Annotated in this window: 19 protein-coding genes; 9 read left to right on the top strand and 10 right to left on the bottom strand. The window is 68.9% G+C overall.

Going from position 1 to position 23513, the window contains the following annotated elements; genetic code table 11:
* The first annotated feature begins 145 nt into the window (after nucleotides 1-145).
* Together B3587_RS08320 and B3587_RS08315 are read left to right on the top strand one after the other, a co-directional pair.
* Nucleotides 146-1336, top strand: a complete 1191-nt coding sequence (locus B3587_RS08320) for a cation:proton antiporter (RefSeq protein WP_228177385.1) — start codon at nucleotides 146-148, stop codon at nucleotides 1334-1336.
* Nucleotides 1337-1340: 4 nt separating this feature from the next.
* The gene (locus B3587_RS08315; RefSeq protein WP_292727792.1) at nucleotides 1341-1841 is read left to right on the top strand and encodes a glutaminase; all 501 of its coding nucleotides are present in this window, start codon (nucleotides 1341-1343) and stop codon (nucleotides 1839-1841) included.
* A 120-nt stretch (nucleotides 1842-1961) separates the two neighbouring features.
* On the opposite strand, the gene B3587_RS08310 is transcribed toward B3587_RS08315, so the two are convergent.
* Both B3587_RS08310 and B3587_RS08305 read right to left on the bottom strand, forming a co-directional pair.
* The gene (locus tag B3587_RS08310) at nucleotides 1962-2531 is read right to left on the bottom strand and encodes a LysR family substrate-binding domain-containing protein (RefSeq protein ID WP_414683128.1); all 570 of its coding nucleotides are present in this window, start codon (nucleotides 2529-2531) and stop codon (nucleotides 1962-1964) included.
* Between the two features lie 131 nt (nucleotides 2532-2662).
* Complete coding sequence (locus B3587_RS08305) at nucleotides 2663-3070, bottom strand: transferase (RefSeq protein WP_374198000.1); 408 nt, start codon at nucleotides 3068-3070, stop codon at nucleotides 2663-2665.
* Nucleotides 3071-3259: 189 nt separating this feature from the next.
* Between B3587_RS08305 and B3587_RS08300 the strand changes: the two genes are divergently transcribed.
* Nucleotides 3260-3961: a YitT family protein gene (locus B3587_RS08300; RefSeq protein ID WP_228177381.1), complete on the top strand. Its 702-nt coding sequence runs from the start codon at nucleotides 3260-3262 to the stop codon at nucleotides 3959-3961.
* Nucleotides 3962-3992: 31 nt separating this feature from the next.
* Here B3587_RS08300 and B3587_RS08295 read toward each other — a convergent pair whose 3' ends face one another.
* Both B3587_RS08295 and B3587_RS08290 read right to left on the bottom strand, forming a co-directional pair.
* Nucleotides 3993-4766 carry a DNA-formamidopyrimidine glycosylase family protein gene (locus tag B3587_RS08295; RefSeq protein ID WP_228177380.1) on the bottom strand — a complete coding sequence of 258 codons (774 nt, stop codon included), beginning with the start codon at nucleotides 4764-4766 and terminating at the stop codon, nucleotides 3993-3995.
* Nucleotides 4759-9516, bottom strand: coding sequence for an Lhr family ATP-dependent helicase (locus tag B3587_RS08290; RefSeq protein ID WP_292727787.1), 4758 nt, complete (start codon nucleotides 9514-9516; stop codon nucleotides 4759-4761). The genes B3587_RS08295 and B3587_RS08290 overlap by 8 nt, the downstream gene beginning before the upstream one ends.
* A 273-nt stretch (nucleotides 9517-9789) precedes the next feature.
* On the opposite strand from B3587_RS08290, the gene B3587_RS08285 reads away from it, so the two are divergent.
* Together B3587_RS08285 and B3587_RS08280 are read left to right on the top strand one after the other, a co-directional pair.
* Entirely contained in the window at nucleotides 9790-10269 is a 480-nt protein-coding gene (locus B3587_RS08285) for a cupin domain-containing protein (protein ID WP_228177378.1), read from the top strand.
* Between the two features lie 80 nt (nucleotides 10270-10349).
* Nucleotides 10350-10763, top strand: coding sequence for a hypothetical protein (locus B3587_RS08280; RefSeq protein ID WP_292727785.1), 414 nt, complete (start codon nucleotides 10350-10352; stop codon nucleotides 10761-10763).
* A 202-nt stretch (nucleotides 10764-10965) separates the two neighbouring features.
* On the opposite strand, the gene B3587_RS08275 is transcribed toward B3587_RS08280, so the two are convergent.
* The 5 genes from B3587_RS08275 to B3587_RS08255 all read right to left on the bottom strand — a co-directional run bounded on the left by B3587_RS08275 (nucleotide 10966) and on the right by B3587_RS08255 (nucleotide 19584).
* Complete coding sequence (locus B3587_RS08275; protein WP_292727783.1) at nucleotides 10966-12003, bottom strand: zinc-binding metallopeptidase family protein; 1038 nt, start codon at nucleotides 12001-12003, stop codon at nucleotides 10966-10968.
* 179 nt (nucleotides 12004-12182) lie between these two features.
* Entirely contained in the window at nucleotides 12183-13061 is an 879-nt protein-coding gene (locus B3587_RS08270) for a transglutaminase family protein (protein ID WP_292727782.1), read from the bottom strand.
* Between the two features lie 10 nt (nucleotides 13062-13071).
* Complete coding sequence (locus B3587_RS08265; protein ID WP_292727780.1) at nucleotides 13072-15588, bottom strand: circularly permuted type 2 ATP-grasp protein; 2517 nt, start codon at nucleotides 15586-15588, stop codon at nucleotides 13072-13074.
* Complete coding sequence (locus B3587_RS08260; RefSeq protein ID WP_292727778.1) at nucleotides 15585-18857, bottom strand: DUF2126 domain-containing protein; 3273 nt, start codon at nucleotides 18855-18857, stop codon at nucleotides 15585-15587. The genes B3587_RS08265 and B3587_RS08260 overlap by 4 nt, the downstream gene beginning before the upstream one ends.
* A 70-nt stretch (nucleotides 18858-18927) precedes the next feature.
* On the bottom strand, nucleotides 18928-19584 hold the full coding sequence (locus tag B3587_RS08255) for an alpha/beta hydrolase (RefSeq protein WP_228177371.1): 657 nt from the start codon (nucleotides 19582-19584) through the stop codon (nucleotides 18928-18930).
* Between the two features lie 22 nt (nucleotides 19585-19606).
* On the opposite strand from B3587_RS08255, the gene B3587_RS08250 reads away from it, so the two are divergent.
* From B3587_RS08250 to B3587_RS08235, 4 genes are all read left to right on the top strand, one after another.
* Nucleotides 19607-20275, top strand: a complete 669-nt coding sequence (locus tag B3587_RS08250; protein ID WP_292727775.1) for an NUDIX hydrolase family protein — start codon at nucleotides 19607-19609, stop codon at nucleotides 20273-20275.
* A gap of 14 nt (nucleotides 20276-20289) precedes the next feature.
* The gene (locus B3587_RS08245) at nucleotides 20290-21132 is read left to right on the top strand and encodes a helix-turn-helix domain-containing protein (RefSeq protein WP_228177369.1); all 843 of its coding nucleotides are present in this window, start codon (nucleotides 20290-20292) and stop codon (nucleotides 21130-21132) included.
* Between the two features lie 68 nt (nucleotides 21133-21200).
* Nucleotides 21201-22469, top strand: coding sequence for a cell division initiation protein (locus B3587_RS08240; protein WP_292727772.1), 1269 nt, complete (start codon nucleotides 21201-21203; stop codon nucleotides 22467-22469).
* Nucleotides 22470-22499: 30 nt separating this feature from the next.
* Nucleotides 22500-22991, top strand: coding sequence for a bifunctional nuclease family protein (locus B3587_RS08235; protein ID WP_292727770.1), 492 nt, complete (start codon nucleotides 22500-22502; stop codon nucleotides 22989-22991).
* Here B3587_RS08235 and B3587_RS08230 read toward each other — a convergent pair.
* Nucleotides 22945-23513, bottom strand: a 569-nt coding sequence (locus B3587_RS08230) for a LacI family DNA-binding transcriptional regulator (protein ID WP_292727768.1), incomplete at its 5' end; no start/stop codon positions are given. The two genes, B3587_RS08235 and B3587_RS08230, sit on opposite strands and share 47 nt — an antisense overlap.

Genomic DNA, 23513 nt, shown 5'->3' with positions numbered 1-23513 from the left:
CGAACCGAGCGCCGAACCCACAGGTTTGGGTGCGAGCCCACACGTTTCTGCGTGCGGATCGTGTGGGTTCGCGCAGAAGAGTGTGGGTTCGTGCCGGTGGTTGCCCCTGACCCGAGCCCGGGCTGGTGCTCGCTATCGTGAAGGGATGTCCGCGAATCTCCTGATCATCCCGCTTCTGGCAGCGCTCGCACCGCTGCTGACCCGGGTGATCGGGCGGTGGTTCGCGGTTCCGATCGTCGTGTTCGAACTCGTGCTCGGCATCCTGGTCGGGCCGTCCGTGCTCGCCTGGGTGGAGCCGGTCGACTTCTTCGCGGCCCTCGCTCAGTTCGGACTCGCGATGCTGTTCTTCGTCGCAGGATCCGAACTCGACTTCACGGCCTTCCGCGGGCGAACCGGCCGCAACGCCGCGGTCGGATGGCTGCTCTCGCTCGGGATCGGCATCCTGATCGGCCTGCTCGTCGGCCCGCTGGGCGCGGCGATCATCATCGGCATCGCGCTGTCGTCGACGGCCCTCGGGACGATCCTTCCCATCCTTCGCGACGCCGGCGAACTGAAGACTCCGTTCGGCAAGGCGGTTGCGGCAGTCGGCGCGGTGGGCGAGTTCGGTCCGCTGGTCGCGATCTCCGTCTTCCTCGGCGGGCGAGACCCGGGCGTCGCCTCGATCGTGCTCGCTGCCTTCCTCGTGATCGCGGGGCTTGCGATCTGGCTCGCCTTCCGGATCCCGCACGGGATGATGCACCGCGTGGTCAGCGCGACGTTGCACACGTCGGGACAGTACGCGATCCGTGTCGTGTTCCTGATCCTCGGGGCGCTGCTCGCCCTGAGTATTGCGCTCGATCTCGACATCCTGCTCGGGGCGTTCACCGCAGGAATCGTGTGGCAGCTCATGATGCGCGACGCATCCGAGGAGAACCGTGAGGCTGTCGAGAGCAAGATCGAGGGGATCGCCTTCGGATTCCTCGTGCCGATCTTCTTCATCTACACCGGCGTCACCTTCGACCTCGCGGCACTGCTGGCAAACCCCGCGCTGCTGCTGTTCGTGCCCGTCGTCCTCGTGGCGTTGCTGATCGTGCGCGGTGTGCCGTCGATGCTCGTCGCACCGCCGGGGTCGCGCGTGCGCGATCGGATCGCTCTTGGTCTCTTGGGTGCGACGGGCCTGCCGATCATCGTCGCCGTCACCGCGATCGGCGTGGACGAGAATCTCCTCACCTCGGCGCAGGCAGCCCTGTTCGTGACCGCGGGAATGCTGTCGGTGCTGATCTATCCGCTCATTGGAATGCTGTTGCGAGGCGAGCGCGTCAGCCGCGTTCCCGCCGAGCTGGATGACGCGGTCTAGCGCGGTGAAACCAGCTGATCTGCCCGGTCTGCTCGCGTGGGCCAGAGCTGAACTCGCCGCGGCGCCGCGGGAGCTGCTCGGCGAGGTAGTGACACCACGGATGCTGGGCATTCCGCGCGCACCGAGGGTCGTCCTCCGCGATGAGGCATGGCATCTCGGCGTGCTCCTGCTCGGCCCCGCCGACCTCTACGCAACCGGCGAGATCGTGAGGTCGCGGGAGCCGGCGCGCCGCGGATACACCGCGGAGTCCCAGCGTGCGCGGGCTGGGCTCGCCGAGGCGGCGTTTCGTGGCGGCATCCTGCCCGGCGCCCCGGTCCACCTCGGGTGGCGGCGCATCGACACCTCGACCCTCGGTGAGCAGCCATCAACACAGATAGCGCCACTCGCAGTGAGCGACGGGCAGCTTCGCGTGCGCTGGAGTATGGCCGGCGGCTACGCGGATGCCGAGACCTACGTTCGCGAGCGGGTCGAGCTGGTTCGGCATCCGCCCCAGGGCGCCACCTGATCCGGTTGCGGCTCTCCCCGAGGTAGGAGAAATCACGCAGGTAGGTGGGTTCTGGGGCTAAACGTCCTACGCCGCGGATTCTTCCTACCGTCGCGAATAGCCGAGGCGCCTGATCCGCCGCTAGGAGCGGGAGGAACGGGTGCTGCGGCCGCGCACGATGCCGACGAAGGCCTCGACCTCGGGTGTGGTGCGCTGGGCTACCCATGCCAGCGCGATGCTCGAGGTGGGACCGCCCGCGAGGGTCCGATACGTGACGTCCTTGCGGTGATGCAGCCGCGCGAGCGACATCGGGACGATCAGGATGCCGACACCCGCCGCCGCCAGTTCGACAGCCGCCTTCGTGTCCGTCGGGGTCACGAAACGCGGCTCGAGGGTTCCCGGGGCTGTCACCCGAAGGACGTCATCCTCCGGGACGATGAGGACCTCGCCCGCCAGGTCCTCGGGGGTAAGCTCCTCGGCCACCGACAGTGCCGAGTCGCTTGAGAAGACCACCACCGGGACCTCGTCATAGAGCGGGATGGCATGGAGGTCGGTCTTGTCGATGGGCAGTCGGACCAGCGCCGCATCGACGCTCCCGGCCACCAACTGGTCACGCTGCGAGGCCGGGCTGATCTCCACCAGCTCCAGGCGCGTGCGCGGCATCCGTTCTCGCCACAGCGAAATCCACCTTCCCGGCGTCGCCCCGGGCACAGCTCCCAACCGGAATAGCTCAGCCGGAGGCGTGTCAGGTGGCACAGGCGCATCACGTGATCGGGGAGATCGGTCGCGCCTGGCCATCCCGTCAGGCTACCGCCACGACAATGGCGATGAGGTTGCCCAGCTCAGGCGGCGAGCCGGAGGCCGCGACGATCTGTCGCTACCCGCTCGTTCTCACCGACGGTCTCGTCGTCGCCGAGAAGCGAGCCGACCGCTACGCGCGCGTGAGCGCCGATGACGGTGCGGATGCCGATCTTGGAGCCGGCGCCGATCGCCGCTCCCGGGCCGATGTGCGCGTGCGGCGCAACGACGACCTCCGGACCGATGAGCGCGTCAGACTCGATCCACACGCCGCGGCCGATTCGGGCGCCAGCAGCGATCTGAACTCCCGGCTCGACATACGCCCCAGCCTCGACGATCGCCGTCGGGTGCACCTTGGCCCCGTGCGCGATCAGCCCTCGCCCGTTGGCGTGCTTGCGATACCGCAGCGTCTCGCCGTGGTCGTTTTCGATGTCGACGTAGTTCTTGCCCACGATCTCCTCCACGGGGCCGTTCGTCCCCAGTACCTTCCCCAACGCCGTGCTACGGAGATTCATTCCCCTGCATCCGTTTGCCGCTGATTGCTTCGTAGCGGCAATGGTGCCGGATCTCGGGTTCGTCGTCTCCCGGCTTGACAATTCTTCGGAACGGGTTCGATTTCGGATTGGCAGAGAATGGGAGGCATGCCAACCGACGATCTCGGCGACGCGCAGCAGGCTGATCCGGCGACCCCGAATCAGCCTTCGACCCCGTCTCCGGAGGCCACCCGCACCCTCGTATTCGATGAGCGAGCCACCGCGCACTCGCCGGCCGAGGACATCCTCGGCATCCTCACCGGAACCTTCACCGCATCACTGGGGCTCTATCTGCTGCAGTCCTCGGAAGCGGTCACCGGCGGCACGGCGGGACTCGCGCTGCTGATCCAGTACGCGTCCGGGTTGCCGTTTTGGATGCTGTTCCTGATCATCAACCTTCCGTTCGCCGTGCTCGCGGTGTGGCAGCGCGGCTGGAGCTTCACGATCCGGACCGTCATCGCGATCGCAATGGTCTCGGGGTGGTCGGTAGTGCACCACGCCCTCTTCGCTATCGATGGCCTCAACCCGATCTACGGCACCCTCGGCGGGAACCTCCTGGCCGGGGTGGGTCTGCTGATCTTGTTCCGGCACCGGGCGAGCCTCGGCGGGATCAACATCATTGCACTCATCGTGCAGGATCGCTGGGGATTCCGGGCAGGCTGGACCCAGATGATCTTCGACGTCATCATCGTTGCCGCGGCACTGCTGGTGGTGCCGTGGCCCAACGTGGTGCTGAGCGCCCTCGGCGCCGTCGTGCTCAACCTCGTGCTGGCGATGAACCACCGCCCGGGCCGCTACATCGGTCACTGATCCCGCGGTCGCTGCCGGCTGCCCGCGACCGTCAGGTCTGGCAGCGCGGGCACCAGAACACGTTCCGTTCCCGCGTGGCGTCGGCACCGAGTGCGCCGGCGAGAATCGGCGTTCCGCATCGACGGCATGGCCTTTTCTCCCGGCCGTAGACCCACATCCGCTCGCCCCTCCGATCGACGCCCGTGAACGTGCGCTCGACGCGATCGCGGTTCGCGCGGATCATTCGCGTTCCGACCTCGAGCAGGGCACGCGCGTCGACCTGAGTTCCCGGTGTTTCGGGATGGATGCCGCGCACGAACAGCATCTCGTTCGCGTACACGTTTCCGAACCCCGCAACGTTGCGCTGGTCGAGCACCGCGACATGGATCTCTCGCGGGTCCGCGCCCACGCGCCTGGCCGCTTCGTCGAGATCCCAGCTGTCGCTGAGGGGGTCGGGCCCGAGGTAACCGACAAGCTCGTCCTCGCGATCGGTCGGAACAAGGGCGATCTCGGCGAGGTCAAATCCGACAGTTTCGGCATCCGTCGTTCCGACGATTGCCCGAGCTCGAAACGCCGGCGCCCGCCAGCGCTCCCCGGGACGGTAGACGTGCCACTCGCCCTCCATCTTGAGGTGCGAGTGCAGCGTCCACGGCCCGATGCGCGTGAGGAGGTGCTTGCCGCGCGGCAGCACCCCGTGGACCTGTTCACCGGTGAGGTCCGCGGTAGCCAGCTGCGGCACGCGCAGATCGAAACGGGTCACCGTGTCGCCCGCGAGCGCCGCGTTCAGCATCCGCGCCGCACGAAACACGGTGTCACCCTCAGGCACGCGGCGACCCCGAGGTCTTGCGCAGAGTGAGGCCGCGCGGGGTTTCGACGAAGCCTGCCTCGCGCAGGGCGCGGGCGAAGGCCGTCCCGAAGATCGGGTCACCGTTCACCTGCTCGACAGTGAGCGTGTCGAGGTGCCGTGCCCGGGCGGTCTCGGCGAGGTTGGCTGTGGCCGCGGCAACTATCGCGTCATCGGAACTGAAGACGAGCGCTGACTTGCCGCCGCGCTCGAGATACAGCGCGAGCTCGCCGTCGACGAGCGTCACGAGGGCTCCAGCCTTGCGGCCAGGGCGATGACCGACACCCTCGAGGGTCGGCCAAGCGAGCGCAGCACCGTATGCGGTCGCGGGGTCGGTGGCAGCCAGGGTTATCGCGGCCAGCGGAGCGGGGTCGGCAACCGCGGAGAACTCGCGCAAGCGATCGACGGTAGCGGATGCCGCGAACTGTGCCCCGCCGAGCTTTTCGACGAGGTAGCCGCGGCGACAGTGGCCGGCACGTTCGGCATCCGCGAGCGTGCGATACACCTGCGCGAATCCGCCCGGGACCGCCTCGCTCTGGACAGAGCCGCGGGTGACGACCCCGTAGCGGTCGAGCAGGATGCCGGCAGTCGCGGCGGCCCGCACCGTGGGCTCCGGCTCCGGGTCGGGAAGAAGCGACCAGCGACCGCCAGCTCCCGCGCTCACACCGCCGACGCTCGCGCGCGCGCCGCTTGTGATGGAACGGGGGAGGGTGGCCGCGATGGATGACCCGCGGAACATTCGCGCACGGGGAGCGCGCCTGGCGCTGCGGTGCGCCTGGGACCCGCCCGACAGCAGACCGCGCACGGGAGCGAACGTGTCATTTGTGACCCGGCCCGCCCACGTCAGGGCCCAGAGCGCCTCGATCACCGACTGCTCGTTAGCGGCGTCAGTGAGACTCCGAAGCTGCCCCGCGAAGTACGCCCCGCCGCCGGCGAGCGCGTCGAGGATGCGTGCCTCGAGGGACTCAGCTGCGATGTCGTCGTCGGGTCGGGTCGGGAGGCTCAGGGCGATGGCGTCGGCCGGATGCAGCGCGATCCACCCGTCGCGTCCTGGGAGGGTTCCGTGCCCCGACCAGATGACCTCCCCCGTAGCGGTGAGTTCGTCAAGCAGCGCGGGGCGATAGTCGCGAACGCGACTCGGCAGAACGAGTGACTCCCATGCACTGGCGGGAATCGGCACGCCGGCCAGTTGCTCGATCACGGCGAGTACGCCGTCGACGCCTTCGAGCGGGCGGGTCAGGTGCTGCCACGCGGGCAGGAACCGGGCGAGTGCCTCCTGCGGCACGGGCTCGATGCTTCCTCGGATCGCTGCGAGCGAGCGCATCCGCAGCCGACGCAGTACTTCCGAGTCGCACCACTCGTTCTCGCCGCCGTCGAGTGCCGACGAGGCGGGGAGAAAGTAGCCGCTCGTGACGCGACCTTGCGCTTCGAGTCGCTGCAGCGTCAGTCGCCCGACGGCGGTCCCGATGCCCAGTCGCTCGGCGACGGCATCCGTGGTGAAGGGTCCGTGGGTGCGGGCGTGCCGGGCTACCAGGTCGCCGAGCGGGTCTGCGACCGGTTCGAGGAACGCAACCGGGATGCCGACGGGCAGCGGAATGCCGAGGGCGTCGCGCAGGCGTCCGGCATCTTCGATGGCCGCCACCCGATCGACACCGGCGATCGTGACCTCGATCGCACGGCGACTGGCGACGAGCGTCTCGAGGTGAGCCGTGGCCTCGGCGACTGTCGCGGCCGCTCCGGTGTGCTCGAGGTCGGCTGCTTCCGTCTCGGCGGCACCGGATACCGCCTGCAGCCGTGCCGCTACCTCTGCGCCAGACAGCGGTCCGAGCAGCCGGAGCAGGTCGGCGACGCCTTCGAGCCCGCGGACGCGGCGGTCCGGCGCGACGTGCTGCGCCTCGGATTCGAACTGGGTGATGACGTCGGGGTCGAGAAGCTCGCGCATCTCCACGGTGCCGAGCAGCTCCGACAGCAGTGCAGGGTCGACGGCCAGCGCGGCGGCGCGGCGTTCGGCAAGGGGCGAGTCGCCCTCGTACATGAACGCGCCGACGTAGCCGAACAGCAGGTCTCGCGCGAACGGCGAGGGCTGTGGAGTCTCGACCTCGATGAGGCGGATGCGGCGGTCGGCGATCGACCGGACGATCCGAAGCAGCGCGGGCACGTCGTACACGTCCTGTAGAACTTCGCGCAGCGTTTCGAGGATCACGGGGAATGTCGGATGCCGACGGGCTACCTCGAGCAACTGGGCTGACCGTTGCCGCTGTTGCCACAGCGGGCTACGGCGGTTCGGATTCATCCGGGGCATCAGAAGCGCCCGGGCCGCGCACTCGCGGAAACGGGACGCGAACAGGGCAGACCCGCCGACCTCTTGCGTGATGAGTGGCTCGAGCTCGTCGGCGTCAAAGACGAACAGCTCGGCGCCGGGCGGCTCGCTCGTGGTGTCGGGAACGCGCGCGATGATGCCGTCGTCGCTCGCAACGGCGGATCCCTCGACACCGAGCCGCTCCCGGATCCTCGCGTTGACCGCAAGCGCCCATGGCGCGTGGACTTGCATGCCGTACGGGGAATGCAGGATGACACGCCAATCGCCGACCTCGTCGCGGCCGCGTTCGACAGTGAGGCTTCGATCGGTCGGCAACGTCCCGGTGGCTTCGCGCTGGTCAGCGAGGTACGCGAGCAGATTGGTCTTCGCGTTCGCGTCGAGCCCGGCATCCGTCAGTCGCGCGTCGGCGGCAGGAGGTGGCGCAGTGGAGATCTCACGCGTGAAGGCTCCGAGCGCCTCCCCGAGCTCCGCGGGCCTGCCGATCCCGTCGCCGTGCCAGAACGGCACCCGCCCCGGCTGGCCGTATGCGGGGAGGACGTTGACGCGATCGTGGGTGATCTCGACGATGCGCCAGCTCGTCGTGCCGAGCGTGAAGACGTCGTTCACGCGCGACTCGTAAACCATCTCTTCGTCGAGCTCGCCGACGCGCGCGTTCTGGCTCTCGCCCGCGACGAACACGCCGAACATGCCGCGGTCAGGGATCGTCCCACCGCTCGTGACGGCGATGCGCTGCGCGCCCGGGCGGCCGGTGAGGGTTCCGGCATCCCGATCCCACACGACGCGCGGACGGAGCTCTGCGAACTCGTCTGAGGGAAACCTGCCGGCGAGCAGGTCGAGGGTGGCTTCGAATGCCGAGCGCGGAAGCGAGCGGAACGGGGCGCTTCGTTTGACGGTCTCGAACCACTCCTCGACGTGGAGCGGGGCGAGGGCCGCTGCTGCGACGGTTTGCTGCGCGAGGATGTCGAGCGGATTCTGCGGCACCTGGATCGCCTCGATCTGACCCGCGAGCATCCGCTCCGTGACGATCGCGGTGTGCAGCACGTCGGAGCGGTGCTTGGGAAACAGGGAAGCCCGGCTGATCTCGCCCACTTGGTGACCGGCGCGGCCGATGCGCTGCAGGCCGGATGCCGCGCTCGGCGGCGCTTCGACCTGGATGACGAGGTCGACAGCTCCCATATCGATGCCGAGCTCGAGACTGCTCGTGGCAACGACGCAACGCAGGATGCCGGACTTGAGTTCCTCTTCGACGAGTGCGCGCTGCTCTTTCGAGACGGACCCGTGGTGGGCCTTCGCGAGCACGGCATCAGCCCCAGCCGTCTGGCCGCTTTGCGCGGGCATCGCTGCCGCGATCGTCGGTTCGGGGAGCTCGATACCCAGCCGCTCTGCGTAGATCTCGTTGAGCCTCGCGGTGAGACGCTCCGCGAGCCGCCGCGAGTTGGCGAACACGATCGTCGACCGGTGTTGAAGGACCCGGTCGACAATGGCCTCTTCGACATGAGGCCAGACCGATCCCGTCATCTCCGTGTTCTCGGGGCGTGGGGGTGTTCCGCCGGATGGCGAATACCAGTCTTCGCTTTGTCCGGAGGTCGGTGCTGTGGCATCCGTCGACCGCACGCCTGGCCCACCCGTGGTGGATGCCGCGGCCGGCGGTGGGTTGAGCATGTCTTCGACCGGGACCGTGACCCGCATCTCGAAGGTTTTGGATGCCGGCGGCGCGACGATCTCGACCGGGGCTGCGCCCCCGAGGAACCGGGCAACCTCGTCGATCGGTCGCACCGTCGCCGATAGGCCGATGCGCTGCACGGATGCCGCATCCGGCCTCTCGGCGCGGATCATGGCGTCCAGGCGCTCGAGGCTGAGGGCCAGGTGCGCGCCGCGTTTGGTCGCGGCCACGGCGTGGACCTCGTCGACGATGACCGTGTGAACTCCCGTGAGGGTGCGGCCCGCCTGGCTCGTGAGCATGAGGTAAAGCGACTCGGGGGTCGTGATCAGGATGTCGGGCGGCGTCGCGACGAGCTTGCGGCGCTCCGTCGACGGGGTGTCTCCGGAGCGGACGCCGACCGAGACCCCGGGGAGGCTCAGCCCGCGTCGGCGGGCTGCCTGGTCGATGCCGACGAGCGGCGAGCGGAGGTTGCGCTCCACGTCGACACCGAGAGCCTTGAGCGGTGAGATGTAGAGGATGCGGGTGCCCGCGGCATCCTGCGGGGTTTCAGCCTTCTCCCGGAACACACGGTCGATGGCCCACAGGAATGCCGAGAGCGTCTTGCCGGAACCGGTCGGAGCAACCACGAGCGCGTGGCGGCCCGCCGAGATCGCCTCCCACGCGCCGGCCTGAGCCGGGGTCGGTGCGGTGAATGCGCCGCGGAACCAATCCTGCGTGGCAGGACCGAACCTCTCGAGCACATCCGCCATCCCCCTATCTTCGCCCGCCCCACCGACATCCGGGGCGGTCTCGGTCCCAGCCCGCAGCGAACTCCTCAGAACGGGCGACGGATGCTGCGTGGGGCGCCTGCGGCCACGGTAGGTGGCCCGACCTTGAGGAGCTAGCGACGCTGTGCATCGCGGGGTTCGTCCCGGCCCTGACGCAGAACGTCGACGCGAACGGGGCTGCCCCAGCGAGTTGACAGACGAACCGGGCGGCGCCGCCCCCAAGGGAGTACCGTGACGGTGAGCAAAGGAGCGACCATGGCATTCGACCAGGTGGTGCACGGACGGCAGGACGATTTCGAGGCCCGGCACGGCGACCGTGGACGGTTCACGTTCGCCAAGCACGTCGTTGTTCCCAAAGAGGGCACTCAGCTACAGGTCTCATTCATGGAGATCCCGCCGGGTCAGTCGGCGTACCCATATCACTGGCACGCTGGCGTCACCGAGGCCTACGTCATCCTGTCGGGAACGGGTCGGGTGCGTACCCCGGGTGCCGAATTCGACATCGGCCCGGGGGAGGTCGTCGTCTTTCCACCCGGGCCGGCGGGCGCGCACCGGATGACGGCTACCGGCGGTGAGCCGCTCCGGTACGTCGACCTGGACACGACATCCGAACAGGACGTGATCGGCTACCCGGACTCGCGAAAGACGATGGCGTACACGACCGCCCGCCCCACGATGCTCTTCCGTGACGACGACGCCGTGGACTACTACGACGGTGAGCCTGACGCTGGGTGAGGGGCGAGACCGGGTGAGCGGGTGACGCGGAGCGCACACATGTGAGCGCGGACGTGCGAGAGTGACGTACGGAGGATCCCATGCGTGCCACCCCAACCGTCCTCGCCGCGACTCTTCTCACCGCGTTCCTCGTCGGCATCGGCGCCGCACCCGCCCTCGCGGAGCCCGGCAACGGTCCCGGCGTCAGCGATCCCCCGCGGGCTTCGACCGAAGCCACGGTCGTCGCGATGCGGCACCAGAGCGGTCTGTTCGGAGCCCAGGAGACGGCGATCACCGACCCGCAGACGCCCTACCCGACGACGATCACCGGCACACCGGCAGGACGTTCTCGACGGCTCAGATCGTGCTCAACGACCCGAACTCGAGCAGCCCGGGCGACATCCCGTCGAGAACTCGGGAACGCTCGCCGCCGGCACTCCGGCGGGAACGACCCGGGTGGTGACCCTGCCGGCTGTGCCCGCCGGCGCAACGTGCATCGTCACGCAGACCGCTGACGGGCACACTGCCGATGCGGTGCTGGCGTCCACCACGACGGTTCCGGCGGGGCTCGCCGTCATGGTTCTCGACCACGTTCGTCGTCGTTCGCGCGCATCACGCTAGCCGGGGGTTCCCGGTGGCGAACTCCTCAAGACCGGGGTCCTACAGCCGCCGCGAGAGCGGAAACGCGGCGTCCTCGCGCCGAGTTTGAGGAATTGGCTACGCGCCGGACTCGGGTTCGACGTCCCCTGCCGACGAGTCTTTGACTGAGCCGGCCGCCGCGTCTGCCGCGAGGCCTGCGACGAAGTCGAGTTTGTCGAGCACCGGAGTGGACAGGACGAACGGGTAGAGGTCGTCGTAGCCCATCGACCGGTTCATCATGTTCAGAGCGGTCGACAGTGGCATCCACGTCTTCGTGACGCGCTCGCGGAACGAGGCGGTCGGCGCGGGGCGGAGCAGGCCGAATTCCTCGGCGGTCTGGATGCTGTCGCTGATGTGAAGGTAGTGGGCCCAGGTTTCGGCGAAGTCCTCCCACGGGTGCATCGTCGCGTATTGCGAGATGAAGTGCTGTTGCCAGTCATCCGGAGCACCTTCGGCGTAGTGGCGATCGATCGCCGCCTGATAGTCCTCGGACTCGTCGCCGAAGAGCTCTCGTGCGCGGTCGCGCGTCTGGTCGTCGGTGATGAGAAAAGACTCGTAGTAGTGCCCGATCTCATGGCGGAAGTGACCGAGCATCGTGCGGTACGGCTCGTCGAGCATCGCCCGCACCTTCTCGCGGTGCGCATCCTCTGCCTCGGCGAGGTCGATCGTGACGATGCCGTCAGCGTGCCCGATCGTCACCGGTTCCGCCACGCTCGAGAGCAGGTCGAAGGCGACGCCGCGGGGGTCGTCGGTGCGGTCGAGAATCGGGATGCCGAGCTCGTCGAGCTCCGCGATGAGGTGGCGTTTGGCGCGTTCGGCGGGAGCGTAGTTCGAGATCCCCTCGAGGTCGGCGTCGTTGGGACGGGTGCGGGTCAGTCCGCAGCTGAAGCACAGCCCGCCGGCATCCGTCGTGAGCCAGGTGCAGCCCGATAGCCCGAGGTTTGCGCACACGTGCCAGACGCCACCCTCGGCATCCGTGTACGTGCGGTCGTCGGTATCGAGCGGCACGATGTCGCGCTCGGCGCGGGAGTATCCCAGCGGTGTCTCGCATGAGACGCAGACCGAGTTCTCGAAGAACAGGCGATTGCCGCAGACCCGGCAGGTGTAGGACTTCACGGGCGAATCCTCGCACACGAACACGACGTGTCAGGAGGGCTTGCGCTCGCGGCGATCCGCGTCCGCGCGCAGGTCGCAACGGCGCATGGAGTCGGCGGCGCGCCGGGCGGACGGGCTGGATGCCGGCGTGTCGCGCACAAACTGCGCCGTTGCGACCTGGGGCCGGTGGGGCGGAGTCGTCAGGATGCCGGGGCGACGTCGACCGAAACGCGCAGGGTCGAACGCTTCGCGGTGGTGAAGATGATGCCTTTGACGGGGGAGACATCGCCGTAGTCCCGCCCCCAGGCGACGGTGACGTAGCGGTCGTTAGCCCACTGGTCGTTGGTCGGGTCGATCGCGAGCCACTCGTCAGATCCCGGCATCCAGACCGCGAGCCATGCGTGCGAGGCGTCGGCGCCGACGATCCGCTCGCGACCGGGCGGCGGCTGGGTCGCGAGGTATCCGCTCACGTAGCGCGCCGCGACTCCGTGGCTGCGAAGGCACGCGAGGGCGAGGTGCGCGAAGTCCTGGCAGACCCCCGCACGCGTCCGGAACACTTCGGCTACCGAGCTGGTGACCGTGGTCGCCGTCTTGTCGTAGTCGAAGTCGGCCTTGATGCGGTGCATGAGGTCGGTGGCCGCTTCGCCGATCGGTCGCCCGGGGGTCAAGGATGCCGCGGCATACGCGTGGGCGTCGGTGACGTGCTCAGCCTTCGGGGACTCCACAGCGAACTCCGCGGCGGCCCAGGCGCCGGGCGCATCAGGATGCTGCACCGGACGCGATTGCTCCCAGGGCAGCGCCAGCGCCGCACCGTCATAGCGGGGTGCTTCGACGGTCACGTCGGTGCGCGCGTCGACGACCAGGCGCGTGTGGGGCACAGTGACGTGGAAGTACGTCACGACGTTGCCGAAGGCATCCCGCTCGTGGCTGATGTCGTTCGGCTCGGGATCGATCGTCACCGTGTGCGACGCGATCTGCTGCCACGCGACCGGTCTCGGGGCCACGTGCGCAAGCCCGAGACTGTTGCGCACATCGTCGCTGTATTCGTAGACGGTCCGGTGCGACACGGCGTACTTCATGCGTCGCTCCTCACGAGAGTGCCCCCGTGAGTTCGGTCAGCGACAGTGACGCGTAGGTCTGCAACGGCGGACCGGCGGAGAAGTGCAGCGCCTCGATGGCCCGTGCAATCTCGCGCAGCTGAGCGTCGGCATCCGTGAGGGTGTCGTGGAGCGTCGACCGGCGGTCATCGATGGCCATTGCGAGGTCGGCGACCTGTACGTCCGCGATCTGGGCCTCGAGCTGATCGAGCAGTCGCTCGGGGCGAGTCGACCCGGTCGACAGCGGCTGGGCGGCCAGGTGCTCCCGGATGCGCGCCACGGCGAATCGCAGTGATCGGGGGTTCTCGGGGTCACGGACCAGCAGATCGATCACGCCACTCGCGTAGAGCCCGCCGCGGTACCGGCGGCGGTGCGTGACCACGCTTTCGCTGGCACGCAGCACAGCTTCGAGAACTTCTTGTTCGACGTCGCCGACGAGGCGGTCGACCATCGTCGCTCGCAGCAGGATGCCGATCTGCAGCGCGCGCTCGATGGCCCGCCCGGTCTCGATCATGTGCCAGCCGGCATCGCGGATCATGTTCGCCGAGGTGCCCTGCAGCGCCAGAAGCGCCGTGAGCATCTGTCCCGCTGCCTCGCCGATGCCGTGGGCGTGCGGAGTGATCCGCAGGGCAGCGCCGGCGCGATCGGTGGCGGCGAACACCCGCCAGGTGTCGGCCGAGAGCTGATCGCGCACTCCCTCGAGGGTCGTCCGCAAGCGTGAGAGCGAGTGCGCCACCGAGCCGGGACGAGCGCCGTCGAGCAGTACCGACCGGAACTCGTCGTCGAGGTCGAGCCACCGCGTGCCGCACAGGCGCTGCGTCGCGCCCACGAGCACCTGGGTGCTCTGCGCCGCGGTCAATCCGGGTGCGGTGAGCTGATCGGCATCCGATCGGATCGCGAGAACGAGCCGCAGCAGATCCTCAGCGCGCTCCGCGTAGCGTCCCGACCAGAACAGGTCGTCGAGTGCGCGCGGGGCCACCTCGGGGACTGACTGGACGACGGCGACCGTTGTGGCGTCCGGCAAGCCCTGATCGAGGTCCGCCGGATCGGCCTTGAGAACCCACACGTCCTTCGATGCGGTCGGAAGTGCGGCGTCAGCGACGGCGGTGGCAAGCCCGCCGATGAGCGGACGGTAGGTCGACTGATGCCGGAGCGTGAATGTTCGCAGCACCACCGGCCTCGCGTCGACCTGGCCGGGCGAGCGCCACGTCGGTGCCTGCGAGAGCGGGAGGAGCTCTTGCGCGGCGAAACGGTGCGGGCTGTGCCGTATGCGGTCGACGAGCCGGGCGGGGTCGGATGCGTCGAGCGGTGTCCGAGGCCCGTCGATGGCCCGAACGACAACCGTCGGGTCTGCTCCGAGCAGCCGCGGGGTGAGCAGGTCCAGAGCGTCAGGATCGCCGCACCACCAGGTCGGCGTCGACGCGAGGCGCAACTGTTCGCCGAGCAGGCGCTCGCACAGCGCGGGAAGGAACGGAAGCAGCGCCGGGTTCTCGAGCACACCGGCGCCGAGCCCGTTGACAAGGCGCACGCCGCCCCGGCGAACCGCCTCGGTCAACCCCGCGACGCCGAGTTGCGAGTTTCCCCGCAGCTCGAGGGGGTCGCACCATTCGGCATCCACGCGACGCAGAATGACGTCGACGCGCTCCCGCGGTGTCACCTCGGGCCATCCTGCGGGTTTCATCCAGACCTTGCCGTCTCGCACGACGAGGTCTGCCCCCTGCACGAGCGGGAAGCCGAGCATGCCCGCCAGGAATGCCTGGTCGTAGGCGGTTTCTGACAGGGCGCCGGGGGTGAGAACCACGACGCGTGCATCGGGGCGGGCATCCGGTGCCGCCGCGATGAGCGCTTCGCGCAGAGCGTCGAAGTAGGGCTCGATGCGGTGCAGCGTGGCGCCGTGGAACAGCTCGGGAACGACCTGCGAGACGATCCGGCGGTTCTCCATCGCGTAGCCGAGCCCCGAGGGTGCCTGCACGCGATCGGAGATGACCCGCCACTCGCCGTCGCCGTCGCGCCCGAGATCGGTGGCGCTGAACAGCAGGGGGTGCGGGTCGGTGGATCCGGTTCCGGCGACCGCCCGGATGTAGCCGGCGTGCCCCAGCACTGTCGCTGCAGGCAGGATGCCTTCGCGCAGCATCCGGCGCTCGCCGTAGACGTCCACGAGCAGAGCGTTGAGGAGTTCGGCGCGCTGCGCGAGTCCGACATCGAGCTTGGCCCAGTCGCTGCTGTCGAGCACGAGGGGCACGGGATCCAGGCGCCACGGCTCGGGTTCGGAGTCGGCCGGGTTGTAGGTCACGCCGTCATCGGCCAGGAGTGCCCCGACTTCGCGGTTCAGTCGCGACAGGTCGTCGATGGTGAGGGTGAGTGCTCCGGGGGCCATCGCGCGCCACGCGGGTCGCAACGTGCCGTCGGGTGCGATGACCTCGTCGAAGCGCGCCGAGGATCCCCGGGGTGAAGCGAAGGGCAGCGTGGGTTGGGTGACCGCGGCGGCATAGTCGCGGAGGACGCTCACGCCGGGGCGATCCTGCGCAGGTCGAGGGTGTGCGGATAGTCGGCGGATGCCGCGTGGCGGCCGCGCTCGCGGAGGGCGCCCACATCGACGTGCCCGGGAGTGTGTCCGTGGGCCTCGAAGCGGCTCGCACGGCGAGCCTCAGCCTCGAACGCGTTCACCGGCGGGTGCTCGTACGCCCGTCCGCCCGGGTGGACGACGTGGTAGGTAGCGCCGCCGAGGCTCGCCTCGGCACGCGTGTCGATCACGTCGACGGTCAGCGGCGAGTGCACCTCGATCGAGGGATGCAGCGCCGACCACGGCTGCCAGGCGCGATAGCGCACGCCCGCGTAGAACTCGCCGAGCGTGCCGGTCGAGGTGAGAGGCACAGGTACACCATTGCACGTCACAAGGTGTCGGCGCTCGTCGATGCCGCGCACCGTGACCTGAATGCGCTCCACAGAGGAGTCCACGTAGCGCGCGGTTCCCGATCCCGTGGCTTCTTCGCCGAGCACGTGCCACGGTTCGATCGCCTGCCGAAGTTCGAGTTCGATGCGTGCTCCGGGCGCCGAGATCCGAGCCAGCCCGATGCGCGGGAAGCGGAACTCTGCGAAGGCGTCGAGCCAGGACTGCTCGAACGGGATGCCCGCGCGGTTCAGGTCGTCGACGACGCCTTCGATATCGAGCAGCGTCCCGTGAGGGAGGAGGAATTCGTCGTGAAGGCGCGTTCCCCAGCGCACGAGCGGCTCGTCGTAGGGCGTGTCCCAGAACCAGGCGATGAGGCTGCGCACCAGGAGAGCCTGGACGAGGGCGAGTTCGGGATGCGGCGGCATCTCGAATCCGCGGAGTTCGAGCAGCCCGAGGCGTCCCCGGCTGGAGTCGGGGCTGTACAGCTTGTCGATGCAGAACTCGGCCCGGTGGGTGTTCCCGGTCAGGTCGGTCAAGAGGTGGCGCAGGGCCCGGTCCACGATCCAGGGGCGGGCGCTGCCGCCGGCGGCTGCAGCCTCGGCATCCAGCCGCCGCAGCTCGCGCAGCGCGACCTCCATCTCGTACACAGCCTCGGGCCTGCCCTCGTCGAAACGCGGAGCTTGGCTCGTGGGGCCGATGAACCGCCCCGAGAAGAGGTAGGACAGGCTCGGATGCCGCTGCCAGTAGGTGATCAGGCTTGCCAGCAGGTCGGGGCGACGAAGCAGCGGCGAGTCGATGGGCTGAATGCCGCCGATCGTGATGTGGTTGCCGCCGCCGGTTCCGGTGTGCAGGCCGTCGAGGTCGAACTTCTCGGTGGACAGGCGGCTGCGCCGGGCAAGGTCGTAGAGCGATGTGGTCAGCTCGCGCTGCTGCGCCCACGACGACACCGGCTGCACGTTCACCTCGATGACGCCGGGATCGGGGGTCACGACGAGCTGCTCGAGCCGCGTGTCGGGCGGCGGCGCATACCCCTCGATCACGAGACGGATGCCGGTGGCAGAGGCCGCCTGCTCGAGGACGTGCAGCAGGTCGGTGTAGTCCTCGAGGTGCGCGACCGGGGGGAGGAAGACGTGCACCTGACCATCGCGGGCCTCGAACGCGACAGCGGTGGTCGCGGTGGTTGCCACACCCTGCAGCGACACGTCCGGGATCTCGGGCTCGCGAAGCGGTGACTCTTCGAGATACGAGGGTTCTGCCGTCAGCTCCGGGGGTGTCCACGACACCGAATCCAGCGGCAGGCGCAGGCCGATGGGGCTCGTGCCGGGGCTGAGTACGAGCCGGCCGCGACGGAACGTCCACACGGGGCTCGTCCAGTGCCCGTCGGTCGTGAGGGGCAAGACCCAGCCGGTGGGGGTGTCGACATCACGGTCGAGGGCGGCGAGGTCGTGCTCGTCGAATCCCTCGACGTCGGTGGGTTCACCGGCGGGTTTGCGCACCTCCGCCGCCAGCGCCGCGAGCGGGTCTTCGTAGGCGGGCAGCAGGCGGCTATTCGGGATGCCGAGGGTCTGGGTGACGCGCCGGGCCAGGGTTTCGGCATCCGTCGTCGCGCCTGGCTGGGGTTCATCGGACCACGGGTCGGCGAACAGGGACGGGTCGTTCCACAGCGGCACCCCGTCTTTGCGCCACTGCAGCGCGATGTTCCAGCGAGGCAGCGGCTCGCCCGGGTACCACTTGCCCTGGCCGCGGTGCACGATGCCGCCGCCCGCGTACCGCTCGCGCAGCTTCTCGGCGAGCGTGTCTGCGAGCTCCCGCTTGTGGTCGCCGTCGGCGTCGGTGTTCCATTCGGGGGCCGTCGCATCATCGACCGAGACGAACGTCGGCTCGCCGCCCATGGTCAGGCGCACATCCGCGGCGGTCAGCCGTTCATCGACGGCCTCGCCGAGCTCGTCGATGCGCTGCCACTGCGCGTCGGTGTAGGGGCGGGTCGTGCGGGGGTCCTCGTGGATGCGGCGCACCTCGTTGTGGAACGAGAACTCCACCTCGACAGCCTCGGTAGCACCCGAGATGGGGGCAGCCGACGAGGGTTCGGGTGTGGCGCTCAGCGGAATGTGGCCCTCGCCCGCGAACAGGCCGCTCGTGGCATCCAGTCCGATCCAGCCGGCGCCGGGCACGTAGACCTCAGCCCAGGCGTGCAGGTCGGTGAAGTCGGCGGCCGGCCCGCTGGGCCCGTCGAGCGACGCCTGGTCGGGGGCGAGCTGGATGAGGTAGCCCGAGACAAAGCGCGCGGCCAGACCGTACTGACGCAGCAGGCTGACGAGCAGCCACGCGCTGTCGCGGCATGAGCCGATGCCGCTGCGCAGCGTGTGGTTCGGGGTCTGCACTCCGGCTTCCATCCGCACGCTGTATGAGACCCGCTGCTGCACGGCGCGGTTCAGGTCGGCGAGGAACGTGACGGTCGGAACCCCATCCTCGGGCAGCGGCGGCAGGGTCTCGCGCCATCTTTGGGCGCGACCGCTGCCGGGGACAGAACGCAGGTAGGGGGCGAGATCGGATGCCAGGTCCGGGCGGTACTCGAAGGGGAACCGCTCCGCGTACTCCTCGATGAAGAAGTCGAGCGGATTGATGACCATCATGTCGGCGACCAGGCCCACCGTGATCTCGAGCCGGTCCACCTTCTCGGGAAAGACCAGGCGGGCCACCCAGTTACCGAAGGGATCCTGCTGCCAGTTGACGAAGTGGTTCTTCGGGCTCACCTCGAGCGAGTACGCCTCGATGGGGGTCCGTGAGTGCGGGGCCGGCCTCAGTCGAACGAGGTGGGGTGCGACCGAGATCGGCCGGGCGAACTCGTACGCGGTGCGGTGCTCGAGAGCCACCTTGATCGACATGCACACAGCGTGGCGGAGAACTGTTGCGCGCGGGTTACGGTTTGCCGACCAGTCCGACCTGTCCCGACCCTCAGAGCGCGGCGAGTTGTGCGTCGAGGAACTCGCGGACGTCGGCGAGTTCCTGCTCCGAGACACTGTGCGTCAGTCCCGGGTACGCGCCGCCCGAGAGCGTGGCGTGGGCGGGCAGCCACTGCATCGTGTGCTCAACGAGCGCCTGGGGGATGACGTCATCGTGCGTCCCGCGGCCCCAGAACACCGGCGGCTTTCGCTCGGCCATCGCCGCATCGCCCTCCAGGTCGCCCGGGGCCACGTAGCCGCTGAGGTTGACGGCGAACGCGAACCGGTGCGGCTCCAGCCGCAGCGCTTGCATCGAGACCGCCGCGCCCTGCGAGAAACCGAGAAGCCCGACCGGGTCGTCGCCCGCGAGGGTGTCGACCCACTCGATGAGGCGACGCGCGGCGTCCGTCACCCGCGACGGGTCGCGGCCATCCAGTCCTTCGATCGGATACCAGGAGTATCCCGGCGCGGGCCACGGGGGCGTGAGGGGTGCGCGAACGGCGGCGACCGTGACGTCCGCCGGAAGGTACGGCCGTAGCCCGAACAGATCGTGTTCGTCGGACCCGTAGCCGTGCAGCAGCACGAGCAGCGGCCGTCCGGCGCGGTCCTCGGGGTCGCTCGACCAGAGGACCGTATCGTCGGCGAGCGCCGGCGTGTCGATCTCGCTCATGGCCTCAGGGTATACAAGAGACATGCCGGTACGGACCCCAGACCCTGACCCCAACGAGCGCGATGACGAGGGAGCGCCCCGCGATCCGCTGGGCGGGATCGGCTCCTCGTTCGGTCGCGCCGGTCACCCCGTCGGCGACGGAAGCTTCGGATCTCCCGCCCCCGGCAACGCCTCCAATCCGGGTTGGCTCACCGACATCGAACTCGCCGAGGCGCGACGGCGCCTGCCCATGCTCTACGTCGAGGCGCTCCCGGTGCGCACTGACGGTGTGGGCCTGGTCACCGAGGTCGGCATCCTGCTTCGCGCTACCCCCCTCGGTGAGATCACCCGCTCGCTCGTCTCAGGGCGCGTCCGCTACGGCGAGACTGTTCGCGACGCGCTGTTCCGCCACCTCGAGAACGACCTCGGACCGATGGCGTTCCCGCTGCTGCCCCCACAGCCCGTGCCGTTCACGGTCGCCGAGTACTTCCCGATTCCGGGCGTCAGTCCGTTCTTCGATGACCGTCAGCACGCGGTCTCGCTCGCGTTCGTCGTGCCCGTGACCGGCACGTGCGAACCGCGCCAGGACGCGCTCGAGGTCACGTGGATGTCGCCGGAGGAAGCGGCATCCGACTCGCTGGCGGACGAGATGGAAGGTGGCAGGGGAACGCTCGTGCGCCTTGCGCTGGCCAGCGTCGGCGCGCTGCGCTGACTCCCGGAGAGTCGATGCCTACCAACGTCCAGCTCGTCGAGTTCGCCGTCGGACTCCCGATCGCTCTAGGGATCTCGTACCTCATCGCGCTCGCAATGCGGCGGCTGTTCCGAGAGCGCCTCCCCCTGTCGCTCCCGGTGATGATCCTCACCTCCGTGGTAGGGACCGCGATCGGGCTGTTCATCGCGGGATGGTTCGTCGTGGACGCCCGCCTGTGGACGCCGTTGACCCTGCTGATCGCGTTCGGTTCCAGCATCCTGGTCACTTTCGCCGTTTCGGGGCTGTTCGTCGGTCTGCGGCGTGACCCCGGCAAGGTCGACATCGGCGCGCTGCTGGCTGCCGGAGAATCCGATCGCGTCGAGTTCAAAGAGACGGCGCGGTGGAACGTGCGGGAGAACAAGAAGGACGCGCGGATGGAGCAGGTGGTCGCAAAGACCGTCGCCGCCTTCCTCAACAGTGGCGGCGGAACTCTGGTCGTGGGCGCCAGCGACGATGGCGAGGCTCTGGGGCTTGGCCGCGATCTCGCGACCCTTCGCACTCCCGATGCCGACCGCTTCGAGCTGTGGTTGCGCGACATGCTCTCCACGCTCCTGGGGCGCAACGCGGCGGCGTTGCCGATCGTGAGGTTTCCCACGGCGCCGAACGGGGAGATGGTCTGCGCGATCGTTTGTCCGCCCTCGCCACGACCCGTTTTCGTGACGCAGGCGAAGGACGGATCCTCGACGGAACTGTGGGTTCGGGTGGGCAATTCCACGCGCTCCTTCGCGGTCGACGAGGCTGTCGAGTACGTTGCGCGGCACTGGGCTCGTCGGGGCGTGCTGCGACGCACGGCCGATCCCAAGCATCCCGCTACCTGATCGTCATCTGGGCGCGGTACGGTGTGTGCGCTCGGGGGAGATTGATCCCGCATGTCCCGGAGGACCGGATGCCCGACAACGCCCCATCTGCTCACACCGACGCATCGCTGTCGACTCCGTTCGATGAGCTCATGAATGCTGCGCCGGATTCCAGGTTCTCGACGGGCGGCACCGGATTTGCCACTGTCTTCCGTGGCTACGACCGCGACGACGTGGATGCCGCGGTCTCGCGGCTCACGGCGAACCTTGCGACTGAATCACAGCGCGCCGCCGAGAGCGCCGCGCGCGCCGACGCCGCCGCAGAACGCGTTGCCCGCCTCGAGGGGGATCTCACCGCCGTCCGCGCCCAACTGGCAGAAGCCGAGAGTCGCATCGCTGCGCTCACCGAGGAACTCGCCGACGGTTCGGCAGCCTCGCCGAACCGGCGTCATTTCGAAGAGGTGCTGCGGGTCGCCGAAGAGCAGGCGAGCACCATCATCCACAACGCCACGAACCAGGCCGACAAACTGCTCCAGGCTGCAAGCGCCGAAGGCGACAGTCGTCGCACCGAGGCCGAGGCCGATGCCGCGCAGATCATCGCGCGGGCGAACAGCGAGGCCGAGCAGGTCCGGCTGCGGATGCAGACGGAGCTGACCGCTCACACTGCTCGCCTCGAGCGTGAGGCCGCAGCGTCGGCGGATGCTGTCGTCCAGGCCGAGCAGGAGGCGGCAGCGATCCGTACCGAGGCGGAGAAGGCTGCGGCTACCACTCGCGCCGCTGTCGCGCGGGAGACCGAGCAGTCGCGGGCCGCCGCTGAAGAGGCGGTGCGCGAGCTGCGGATGCGGGCTGCTGAGTTCGAGGAGTCGCTGACCCGCCGTCAGGATGACGCGCAGCAGGAGTTCCTGGTGCTGCACAATCAGGCGGTCGCGCACGCCGAGCGCATCACGACCGACGCCAACGCGCAGGTCGCGGCAGCCCTCGAGCATTCGCAGCGTATTACCGCCAAGGCCGACGACTTCGACAAGCTCATGCGATCGCAGGCGCAGCAGATCGAGGCCGACGCGAGGATGCGGGCGTCCGAGCACCTCGAACGCGCACGCGAGAAGGCGCAGCGCATCATCGACGCGGTGACGGCCCAGGCCGACACGGTGCTCCGCGACGCGGAGGATCGCACCCGGCAGCTGCGCTGGCAGCAGCACCAGCTCACGAGCTTCATGGCCGAGGTCAAGGAGATGATCCGTCCGGACGGTGTGAGCGCGCAGCCCCCGTCATCCGAGTGGGAGCCATCCGAGTACCGCGACGCCGCCGCGGGTGCCGACATCGCGCCGACCGGAGACGGTGCCGCCGAGCACGCGTAGTCTGGCCGGAGCCCGTGAGGGAGGTTCGGCATGGTCCAGGTACGCGTCGCCGGGGTGGCGATGGACTCGATGGCACAGCACGTCATCCTGCTCAAACCGCTGGGTGATGCTCCCGGGACCGGGTCGATCGTTCCCATCTGGATCGGTGCCCAGGAGGCGACATCCATCCTCGTCGCCGTCGAACACGCGGTGACACCGCGACCGCTTGCTCACGACCTCATGTCGGTGATGCTGAAGCAGTTGCACGCCCAGGTGACGCGCGTCGAGGTGACCCGGATCACGGACGGCACGTTCTATGCCGAGATCACCATCGTCCACGGCGACCAGGTTCTTGTCATCGACTCGCGACCATCGGATGCGATCGCGTTGGCGTCGCGAACGGGGGCCGCGATCTGGGTGGCAGACGCGGTTCTCGAGGAAGCCGGCATGCCCGACATGCTCGACGAGGATGACGCTGAAGTGTCAGTCGACGAGTTCAAACGCTTTCTCGACGAGGTCGATCCCGAGGACTTTCGCGGCTGAGCGTCTCGGGGCCGGCGCCTGAGGTGCCGGTCGAGCCGCGTACCACCAGGGTCGTCGGCAATTCGATGATGCGCGCTTGTGGGTCGGCGCCGTGGGCGATGGCGACGAGTTCATCGATAGCGGCCGCCGCCATCTCACGAATCGGCTGGCGAACCGTCGTCAGGGCGGGCTGAACCCACTTCGCTCCCCGCACGTCATCGAACCCGACCACGAGAACGTCCTGTCCCACCCGCATGCCGAGGTCGGCGGCGGCGCGATACACCCCGATGGCCATCTCGTCCGAGATCGCGAAGACGCCGATCGGCCCGGATGCCGCGGCCTCGCGCAGCGCGGGAAGGCTTGCGCGCCAGGCGCCCGGGGAGCTCCAGTCCGCGCGGATCCGGTGAATGGTGGCGGTCGGATGCCGGGAACGCACCGTGGTCTCGAAGCCGTCCACGCGTGCACGTCCGAAGCGGTATGACGGTGCGGCATCCATGACGATGAACTGCTCGGCTCCGGCGTCGAGCAGGTGCTCTGCGGCCG

The organism is Microbacterium sp. UBA837 (assembly GCF_002296025.1).
Lineage (GTDB): Bacteria > Actinomycetota > Actinomycetes > Actinomycetales > Microbacteriaceae > Microbacterium.
The sequence above is the reverse complement of the archived record's forward strand: the minus strand, read 5'-3'. Positions and strand labels throughout refer to the sequence as shown.

Coding starts and splice junctions, on each gene's coding strand:
- B3587_RS08300 (WP_228177381.1), top strand. CDS start 3,260: ATGCCAACCGACGATCTCGGCGACGCGCAGCAGGCTGATCCGGCGACC.
- B3587_RS08320 (WP_228177385.1), top strand. CDS start 146: ATGTCCGCGAATCTCCTGATCATCCCGCTTCTGGCAGCGCTCGCACCG.
- B3587_RS08245 (WP_228177369.1), top strand. CDS start 20,290: ATGCCTACCAACGTCCAGCTCGTCGAGTTCGCCGTCGGACTCCCGATC.
- B3587_RS08290 (WP_292727787.1), bottom strand. CDS start 9,516: ATGGCGGATGTGCTCGAGAGGTTCGGTCCTGCCACGCAGGATTGGTTC.
- B3587_RS08270 (WP_292727782.1), bottom strand. CDS start 13,061: ATGAAGTACGCCGTGTCGCACCGGACCGTCTACGAATACAGCGACGAT.
- B3587_RS08285 (WP_228177378.1), top strand. CDS start 9,790: ATGGCATTCGACCAGGTGGTGCACGGACGGCAGGACGATTTCGAGGCC.
- B3587_RS08235 (WP_292727770.1), top strand. CDS start 22,500: ATGGTCCAGGTACGCGTCGCCGGGGTGGCGATGGACTCGATGGCACAG.
- B3587_RS08250 (WP_292727775.1), top strand. CDS start 19,607: ATGCCGGTACGGACCCCAGACCCTGACCCCAACGAGCGCGATGACGAG.
- B3587_RS08260 (WP_292727778.1), bottom strand. CDS start 18,857: ATGTCGATCAAGGTGGCTCTCGAGCACCGCACCGCGTACGAGTTCGCC.
- B3587_RS08255 (WP_228177371.1), bottom strand. CDS start 19,584: ATGAGCGAGATCGACACGCCGGCGCTCGCCGACGATACGGTCCTCTGG.
- B3587_RS08240 (WP_292727772.1), top strand. CDS start 21,201: ATGCCCGACAACGCCCCATCTGCTCACACCGACGCATCGCTGTCGACT.
- B3587_RS08280 (WP_292727785.1), top strand. CDS start 10,350: ATGCGTGCCACCCCAACCGTCCTCGCCGCGACTCTTCTCACCGCGTTC.